The organism is Sphingobium sp. LSP13-1-1.1 (assembly GCF_040676415.1).
Lineage (GTDB): Bacteria > Pseudomonadota > Alphaproteobacteria > Sphingomonadales > Sphingomonadaceae > Sphingobium.
The window spans coordinates 22,107-29,636 of the sequence record NZ_JBEGHU010000018.1 but is presented as its reverse complement, the minus strand read 5'-3'; the positions used below and the strand labels follow the sequence as shown (position 1 = coordinate 29,636).

9 protein-coding genes are annotated in these 7,530 nt (G+C 62.2%); 5 read left to right on the top strand and 4 right to left on the bottom strand.

Annotated elements, in window-relative coordinates:
* Positions 1-224 precede the first annotated feature (224 nt).
* Complete coding sequence (locus MRBLSP13_RS11600; RefSeq protein WP_363735559.1) at positions 225-764, bottom strand: hypothetical protein; 540 nt, start codon at positions 762-764, stop codon at positions 225-227.
* A 352-nt stretch (positions 765-1,116) separates the two neighbouring features.
* Here MRBLSP13_RS11600 and MRBLSP13_RS11595 point away from each other — a divergent pair, with 352 nt between their 5' ends.
* The gene (locus MRBLSP13_RS11595) at positions 1,117-1,281 is read left to right on the top strand and encodes a hypothetical protein (RefSeq protein WP_363754579.1); all 165 of its coding nucleotides are present in this window, start codon (positions 1,117-1,119) and stop codon (positions 1,279-1,281) included.
* A gap of 35 nt (positions 1,282-1,316) precedes the next feature.
* A complete protein-coding gene (locus tag MRBLSP13_RS11590) occupies positions 1,317-1,877 on the top strand; it encodes an FCD domain-containing protein (RefSeq protein WP_363754578.1) in 561 nt (186 codons plus the stop codon).
* Positions 1,878-1,982: 105 nt separating this feature from the next.
* On the opposite strand, the gene MRBLSP13_RS11585 is transcribed toward MRBLSP13_RS11590, so the two are convergent.
* Together MRBLSP13_RS11585 and hemN are read right to left on the bottom strand one after the other, a co-directional pair.
* Positions 1,983-2,216 carry a hypothetical protein gene (locus MRBLSP13_RS11585; RefSeq protein ID WP_363754577.1) on the bottom strand — a complete coding sequence of 78 codons (234 nt, stop codon included), beginning with the start codon at positions 2,214-2,216 and terminating at the stop codon, positions 1,983-1,985.
* Positions 2,206-3,513 carry an oxygen-independent coproporphyrinogen III oxidase gene (hemN, locus tag MRBLSP13_RS11580; protein ID WP_363754580.1) on the bottom strand — a complete coding sequence of 436 codons (1,308 nt, stop codon included), beginning with the start codon at positions 3,511-3,513 and terminating at the stop codon, positions 2,206-2,208. Before hemN ends, MRBLSP13_RS11585 begins: the two co-directional genes overlap by 11 nt.
* 132 nt (positions 3,514-3,645) lie before the next feature.
* On the opposite strand from hemN, the gene MRBLSP13_RS11575 reads away from it, so the two are divergent.
* Positions 3,646-4,308: an OmpW/AlkL family protein gene (locus MRBLSP13_RS11575; protein WP_363735554.1), complete on the top strand. Its 663-nt coding sequence runs from the start codon at positions 3,646-3,648 to the stop codon at positions 4,306-4,308.
* Positions 4,309-4,311: 3 nt separating this feature from the next.
* Here the strand turns inward: MRBLSP13_RS11575 and MRBLSP13_RS11570 are convergent, their stop codons facing one another.
* The gene (locus MRBLSP13_RS11570) at positions 4,312-4,674 is read right to left on the bottom strand and encodes a hypothetical protein (RefSeq protein ID WP_363735553.1); all 363 of its coding nucleotides are present in this window, start codon (positions 4,672-4,674) and stop codon (positions 4,312-4,314) included.
* Positions 4,675-4,819: 145 nt separating this feature from the next.
* Between MRBLSP13_RS11570 and MRBLSP13_RS11565 the strand changes: the two genes are divergently transcribed.
* Positions 4,820-5,587, top strand: coding sequence for a Crp/Fnr family transcriptional regulator (locus tag MRBLSP13_RS11565; protein WP_363754576.1), 768 nt, complete (start codon positions 4,820-4,822; stop codon positions 5,585-5,587).
* Between the two features lie 273 nt (positions 5,588-5,860).
* Positions 5,861-7,519, top strand: a complete 1,659-nt coding sequence (ccoN, locus tag MRBLSP13_RS11560; RefSeq protein ID WP_363735550.1) for a cytochrome-c oxidase, cbb3-type subunit I — start codon at positions 5,861-5,863, stop codon at positions 7,517-7,519.
* Positions 7,520-7,530 lie beyond the last annotated feature (11 nt).

The window sequence follows — 7,530 nt, the reverse complement described above, 5'->3', positions numbered from 1 at the left end:
ATCCCACGCTGACAACATTGAGGAGCCAAGACAACAGGCAGCTATTACGGTGCCACATATGGAAATCGGCCAGTCCGCTGTCCACCCGCATCGTCATTCCAGCCCTGCGAATCGCCTCGCGTCACCGCTAACCTGTCGGTCCGGTTCGCTTTGGGGAAGCGGCCGGCGGCACGCGACCATTCTCGGTCATCCAAGGTTGGCTGTACGCTCGCTCTAAGCGGTTATCAGACAATCTGTCCGGTCGGAGACATTCTTGGGACGTGAAGGGTAGGATCGGGGTCTTGTCGCCAGCGCAGCAGAAAGTCCCATGTGAACCGGTCATGAGGATGGGCAAGCCAACCGAGAGGTTCGCGGTTGCGGCGATATTGGTCAATGAGGTCATCCAGCCGCGAAGGAAGCTGGTCTAGCTGATCCATTACTAACCCGGCCCACAAATCGGCGGGCACGGGAGTGTCGATTAGCGATCTGAACTCGCCAAGCACGCTATCGTTGGCGATATTGTAGCCAACGAAGCAACCTTGGAAAATGCCGCTTTCTTGGTTGGGCTTGTGCTGCTCAAGCCACGTCCGAAGCTCCGGGATTTCAATCCCGAGGATACCCGAGAGGAGAAAACCCCAAGGTCGCCTATATGCGAGGGGTTGGAAGAACCGGATCACCTCCGCATCAGGCAACGACCAAACCTTCTGGCCTACTAGCCTCCGCTCGACAAAACCCTGAGCGCGAAAAGCCACGTCTGTTAAGGCTCGAAACTCACGGATGTTCATACCCGACCTGACTCCATTGTTTGGACCAGATAGCATGGCTGGAAAGGTCAGCTATCCTCAAAGTCGAGCCTGAAACCCGACTGTCGGAAAACCACCCATTAGCGCCGTTCTGGCGTTGGATTGCATGCGGATACAAACCGGACCGGCAGCACTGGCGCGACCCGCCACGCCTTTGACCCGGCCAAATCGCCGGGATGGGTGGAGAGCGGGGCCGCGGCTTTTGGATAGGATCGCGCGAAAGCGGACTGACCTATTTACTCAGCGTCGAGGCGGCCTCGCTAACGATTTCCGCCTCCAAGTCTTCTGTATTCGTATTGGTGTAGGCCTCCGTCCTCCACCGCCCATCGAGATAATGCCGACCTACCGGCTTGCTCAGAAATCCGACAATTTCGGCGAGTTCGGCTTCCGTGAATTCCCAGTTGAGGTGATCTTCATAAGCCTGCTGATAAATGACCCGTCGCTTTGCATATGCGGCTTTGAGCGCCTCGGAGCGGATTTTAAATCCTTCGCCGAGTAGTTCTGTCAGGTTTTCGCCCGATTTGGCTTTCCACAGTGGGCCGCTGGGCCCTGCGCAAGCGGTTCAACACGGCCAGCAGCCCCGTTCGGGAAGCGCTCAACCGGCTCCTTTCAGAAGGCTTCGTCGCGCTCGAGGAGCAGAAAGGCTTTCGTGTCGCGCCGGTGAGCGCCGAGGAGCTGAAGGAACTCGTCAAGACGCGCTGCTGGATCGATGGCCTGGCCATTCGTGAATCGATCGATCGGTTCGACCTGGCATGGGAGGAGAATCTCATACTCGCGCTCCATCATCTGTCGCGAACCCATCGCGGGGAGACGGGCCAGGGCGAAAGTTCCGAATGGGAAAGCCGGCACAAGGACTTCCACCTTGCTCTCATCGGCGGGTGCGGCAGCCGGTGGATCAAGCGGATCAGCGGCCAGTTGTTCGACGCCGCGGAACGCTACCGTCTTCTCGCGCTGGAGCAGGTCCTGGAGTGCAATGAGCTGCAGGAACATCGCGATCTGGTCGATGCATGCATCAATCGCGACGCCGATCGCGCGATCATCCTGCTCCAGCATCACTACGCCCAGACCTTCGAAGCGATTACGAACACGCCCTGAACGGCTGAAAGGATGCGGATGGCGGGAGGCATCGGCGCCGCTGATCCGATCTGCGCACGGCCTCATTTTGGCTCCTCTGCCTGCGCCGGTAGAACAACTCCCTTATCAGTCGGCCAGCCGTTTCGCCCGCTTCCCTAAGGGACGACTGCGTCCGCCGATCAGCGCGTGACAGGCGCTGATGTTTCTATCCTGGTCCTGTCGCCTGTGCTGCCCCGGCGGCGTCCAGCCGAGGGGAGCAATGCCGCAGAAATAGGGTGAGCGCGCGGCATAATGGGGCACTTGCCCGGCCGAGAGATTGGCGAAGGCGAGGGCGGCGAACGCAGCCGCGCTATACCGCATGGCTGAACCGCATTTCGGCCGGTTGCAGATAGCTGTCGAAGGCGGCGGCGATGCTGCGGGCATAGGGGAGGGCGTCGGGCGTCAGTCGCACATCGGCTCCATCTACCCTGACAAGGCCCAGCCGTTCGAAGCGCTTCAGGTCTGGCATTGGCGTGATTGCGTCCACATGCGCTTCGCCGCGGCAGAGGATCGCCTCTATGATCCGGCCGCGACGGCGATCATCGGCGGTACACAGCGTGCCACGCGTGGCGGTCAGCGAGCCACGTTCCACGCGTTCGCGCCAGGGCCCCGCCTGCTTTTCATTCTGGACGATGAGGTCCGGGAACTGGCTGATCGCGCTGGCGCCAAGACCCAGGAGGATTTCAGTGGGATCATCGGTGAAGCCCTGGAAATTGCGGCGAAGACGGCCCTCGCGGGCAGCGCGGGCGATGCTGTCGTCCGGCAAGGCGAAATGATCGAAGCCGATCGCATCATAGCCAGCTTCGGTGAGGAGGCGATGACCCTGCGCCGCCATCTCGAAGCGGGTGGCGAGATCGGGCAGGGCACGGCCGTCTATGCGGCGCTGGCGCGGCAAGAGGTGGGGCATATGGGCGTAGCCGAACAGGGCGATGCGGGCGGGCCGCATCGTGATGCTGGCCTCCAGCGTCGCCGCAAGATCATCGAGGCTCTGGCCCGGCAGGCCGTACATGAGGTCGAAGCCGGTCGCGATTCCGGCCGACCGAAGCTGATCTGCGGTCCTTTCCACCATGTCCAGCGGCTGGATGCGGCCGATGGCGGACTGAACATGCGGGGTGAAGGTCTGCACGCCAAGGTTGACGCGGCCGATCCCCATCGCCGCCATGGTGGCGATCCATTGTATATCGAGGCGCCGCGGGTCGAGTTCGACGGAAATCTCCGGCTGATGCGCATCAAAACAGAGAAGCAGCTGTTGGAGCAGGCGGACGAAATCGACGAGTGGCAGCGAATTGGGACTGCCGCCGCCAAATGCGATGCGCGCCACCCGGCCACGTCCGCGCAGATGTGCCGCGACAAGGGCGATCTCCCGCTCCAGGGCCTCGACATAAGCGGTCAGGCGGTGCGCGCGGTTCGCCGCGCCGGTGTTGCAGCCGCAATACCAGCATATGTCGTGGCAATAGGGGATGTGGACATAGAGGGAGAGGGGAGCGTTCGCATCGACCCCATCGAGCCGGGCGGCAAGATCCGCCGCGCCCACTTCAGTCGTGAACTGAGCGGCGGTCGGATAGCTGGTGTAGCGCGGCACCGGCTGGGCCAGTAGGTCGGGGTGATAGGTCCACATGGCAGAGCGGATCGCATGGACTGCCCCCTGGCACATTGAGGCAGGTCAAATTGCTGGTTGCGCAGGATCAATGCCGCATGCCGTCCGCCGGGGCAGAGCAGGGCCACCGACAACAGGGACGGAGACAATCTGATGACCATCAAGACTATCCTGCTGGGCGCGGCCGCCGTTGGCGCTGCGATTTCGGCACCAGTTCAGGCCGCGCAGGGCGATGTGCTGGTGCGGGTGCGCGGCATCATGGTCGCGCCCAACGAACGCAGTGGAAGCGTGCTGCCCGGCTTCCCTGGCGAGAAGGTCAAGGTCGACAACAGTGTGATGCCGGAGGTCGACCTGACCTATATGGCGAGCGATCATATCGGGTTTGAACTGATCGCCGCGACCACCAAGCATAGCGCCAGCGGGCGTAGCGGCACGACGGGCGCGATCGGCCGTCTCGCTTCGACCTGGGTGCTGCCGCCGACGCTGACGGCGCAATATCATTTCCTGCCCGATGGCAAGGTCCGGCCCTATGTCGGCGCGGGCGTCAACTATACGCTGTTCTACAATGAAAAGGCATCCGATGCGTTGAAAGGCGCGGTGGGCCCGACCAGGGTTCATATGTCGGATAGCTTCGGCTGGGCGGCGCAGGCCGGGGTCGACCTGGACCTGACGGACAAGATCTTCCTCAACCTCGACGTCAAATATATCGACATGGATACGACGGCGCGGCTGTCCACCACGGCGGCGGGCGTGCAGACGGTGCGCGTGCACCTTGACCCGCTGGTGTTCGGCGTCGGCATCGGCATGAAGCTCTGAACTTCAGGCCGCGGCGAGTGCCTTCACGATGAAGGGCAGGCGCTCGCCATCTGGCTCTGTCAGGGTCAGATAGCTGCCGGGCTTGATGCTGTGCGCGTCGAGACGAAAGAGGATTTCGTCATCCTCTTCCCCCGGCTGGTAGGACAGCGCCCAACCGTCGGCCGTTCGCAGCAGGCATCCATGCCGGTCGGGTTCATTGGGCCAGAAGCGGCGTACCGTCGCCAATTCGGGATGGTGGCGATATTCCTGCTCATCGATCAGCCCGTCACCGCCAAGCGGCAGGCGCATCACATAGCTGCGCGCCGCCGATCCATTGGGGAAATCGGCGGTCCGGGCAAGTTCGAGGCGTATGGTTGTCCATGTCATGCCATCCAGATCGGATCTTTCTGCTCGCAAAAATATAAGGACTATTCCGGACCGTGGTGGCCGGCGCGGTTCAATGTGCTGACGGATAGGGCCCTAGGGACAATTACGGATAGGTCCGGAACCCGCACGGCGGCATGCAGCGGGCATGGATATGCAATTTGATCTGGCGCAAAAGGCGTCTGGCGGGCCCGAGATGGCGGCGATGATGACTCCGGTCTCCGGAGGCTGCGCGGCTGGTTATTGCGATCGGTGCGAGGTGCGCGATCAGGCGATCTGCGCCGACCTTGATCCGGCGGAGCGCACGGCGCTCAACCGGATCGGCCGGCGCGTGACGGTGCAGGCCGGGCAGACGGTGATGTGGGAGGGCGACGACAGCATGGTCGTCGCCAATGTGATCGAAGGCACGTTGAAGCTCGCGACATCGACAGGCGACGGGCGCGAGCAGATCGTCGGCGTGGTCTATGCGTCGGATTTCATCGGGCGACCCTTTGGCGCGCGGACGCCGCATAGCGTCACGGCGCTGACCGATGCGCGGCTGTGCCTTTACCCACGCGGCGCTTTCGATGGCTTTGCGCGCCGGCACCCGCAATTGGAGCATCGGCTGCTGCAGCGGACCTTGGACGATCTTGACCGGACACGCGGCTGGATGCTGTTGCTTGGGCGCAAGAATGCGCGGGAGAAGGTTGCATCCTTCCTGCTGGACATGAGCCGGCGGCTGCGCGCGGACCCGAGCGGCGCGATCGACCTGCCTCTGTCGCGCCAGCAGATCGCGGATATTTTGGGGCTGACGATAGAGACGGTCTCGCGCCAGTTCAGCGACATGAAGCGGCTGGGCGTGATCGCGCTTGCCGGGCGGCGGGGCGTCCGGATCTGTGCTGCCGATCGGCTGGAGAGCATGGCCGAGGGGGAGTGAACCCCGGTTTTGGAGCGCCTGTGACGTCAAACCGTTCTGCCGTCTTCCGTTCGCTTCGAGCAAGGTCGAGAAACGGTTAGCCCTGTCAGCGTTTCTCAAGCTGGTGCCGGCTTGCTCCAGGGCGGGTGGACCCAAGCCCTGGGGGAAGGGGTGGCGACAGTCCGTCTACGGACATTCCCCTACATACCTGCCGCCCCGCCTTTGACAGAGGTTGGTTCACGAAGACGGCCCCTGCGGAAGGGCGCCGCAGACAAGTTTTCGCGGGGGGATCCGATGGATCAACTATTATTGAAATCGGGCGGCTGGTTCGCGCTGGCCGTCATCGCCTTTCTGGCGTCGCTGATGGCCGTGGACAACGGATTTGCCGTCCATATGGGCATTGCCTGCGCGGCGGCGCTGCTGATGGCGGTGGTGACGATCGGCGGCGCCGATTACGCAAGCATCGCGCGTGGTCTGGTGAAGATGCCCACCGATCAGGGGAAATATGATGACGATCCGATCCGCTGGGGCGTGATCGCGACCGTATTCTGGGGATTGGCGGGGTTTCTCGCGGGGCTCTACATCGCCTTGCAGCTCGCCTTTCCCGCCCTGAACCTTGGCATCGAATATACGAGCTTCGGGCGATTGCGGCCGCTGCATACTTCAGCCGTGATCTTTGCCTTTGGCGGCAACGCGCTGATCGCGACCAGCTTCTATGTGGTGCAGCGCACCTGCCGGGCGCGGCTCGCCTTCCCCTCGCTCGCGCGGTTCGTGTTCTGGGGATATCAATTGTTCATCGTGCTGGCCGCCACCGGCTATGTCATGGGCATTACCGAAGGACGCGAATATGCCGAGCCGGAATGGTATGTCGATATCTGGCTGACGATCGTCTGGGTCGCTTACCTGATCGTCTTTGGCGGCACGATCCTGCGCCGCAGCGAGCCGCACATCTATGTGGCGAACTGGTTTTACTTGAGTTTCATCCTGACGATCGCAATGCTGCACATCGTCAACAACCTGTCGATGCCGGTCAGCCTGCTTGGTTCCAAGAGCTACAGTGCTTTCGCGGGGGTACAGGATGCGCTGACGCAATGGTGGTACGGGCATAATGCGGTCGGTTTCTTCCTGACCGCCGGTTTCCTGGCCATGATGTATTATTTCGTGCCCAAGCAGGCGGAACGGCCGGTCTACAGCTATCGGCTGTCTATCATCCACTTCTGGTCGCTGATCTTCCTCTATATTTGGGCAGGTCCGCACCATCTTCATTACACGGCCCTGCCCGATTGGGCGCAGACCCTGGGCATGGTGTTTTCGGTCATGCTGTGGATGCCGAGCTGGGGCGGGATGATCAACGGCCTGATGACGCTGAATGGCGCGTGGGACCGCATCCGCACCGATCCGATCATCCGCATGATGGTGATGGCGCTGGCCTTCTACGGGATGAGCACCTTCGAAGGGCCCATGATGTCGGTGAAGGCCGTGAACAGCCTGTCGCACTATACCGACTGGACGATCGGCCATGTCCATTCGGGCGCGCTGGGGTGGAACGGCCTCATCACCTTCGCCTGCCTCTATTATCTGACGCCGCGTCTGTGGAAGCGGGACCGGCTTTACAGCCTGCGCCTCGTCAACTGGCACTTCTGGCTCGCGACGCTGGGCATCGTCCTCTACGCTTCGTCAATGTGGGTGGCGGGCATCATGCAGGGGCTGATGTGGCGCGAATATGGCAGCGACGGCTACCTCGTCTATGCCTTTTCCGAAGTCGTGAGCGCCATGTTCCCGATGTATCTGATCCGCGCGGCGGGAGGCCTCATGTACCTCGCCGGGGCGATCATCATGGCCTGGAATATCGGCAAGACCATCGCGGGCAGCCCACTGCGCGCGGAGAAGCCGATGAGTGACGTGGCTTATGATCCGGCGGTGGATCGGCCGCTTGTTGCCCAGCCGGCTTAAGGACCAAAAGA

What these genes read in the sequence shown, in the direction of transcription:
- MRBLSP13_RS11600 (WP_363735559.1), bottom strand. Translation starts at nt 764, where the DNA reads ATGAACATCCGTGAGTTTCGAGCCTTAACAGACGTGGCTTTTCGCGCT.
- MRBLSP13_RS11595 (WP_363754579.1), top strand. Translation starts at nt 1,117, where the DNA reads ATGCCGACCTACCGGCTTGCTCAGAAATCCGACAATTTCGGCGAGTTC.
- MRBLSP13_RS11585 (WP_363754577.1), bottom strand. Translation starts at nt 2,216, where the DNA reads ATGCGGTATAGCGCGGCTGCGTTCGCCGCCCTCGCCTTCGCCAATCTC.
- hemN (WP_363754580.1), bottom strand. Translation starts at nt 3,513, where the DNA reads ATGTGGACCTATCACCCCGACCTACTGGCCCAGCCGGTGCCGCGCTAC.
- MRBLSP13_RS11575 (WP_363735554.1), top strand. Translation starts at nt 3,646, where the DNA reads ATGACCATCAAGACTATCCTGCTGGGCGCGGCCGCCGTTGGCGCTGCG.
- MRBLSP13_RS11570 (WP_363735553.1), bottom strand. Translation starts at nt 4,674, where the DNA reads ATGACATGGACAACCATACGCCTCGAACTTGCCCGGACCGCCGATTTC.
- MRBLSP13_RS11565 (WP_363754576.1), top strand. Translation starts at nt 4,820, where the DNA reads ATGGATATGCAATTTGATCTGGCGCAAAAGGCGTCTGGCGGGCCCGAG.
- ccoN (WP_363735550.1), top strand. Translation starts at nt 5,861, where the DNA reads ATGGATCAACTATTATTGAAATCGGGCGGCTGGTTCGCGCTGGCCGTC.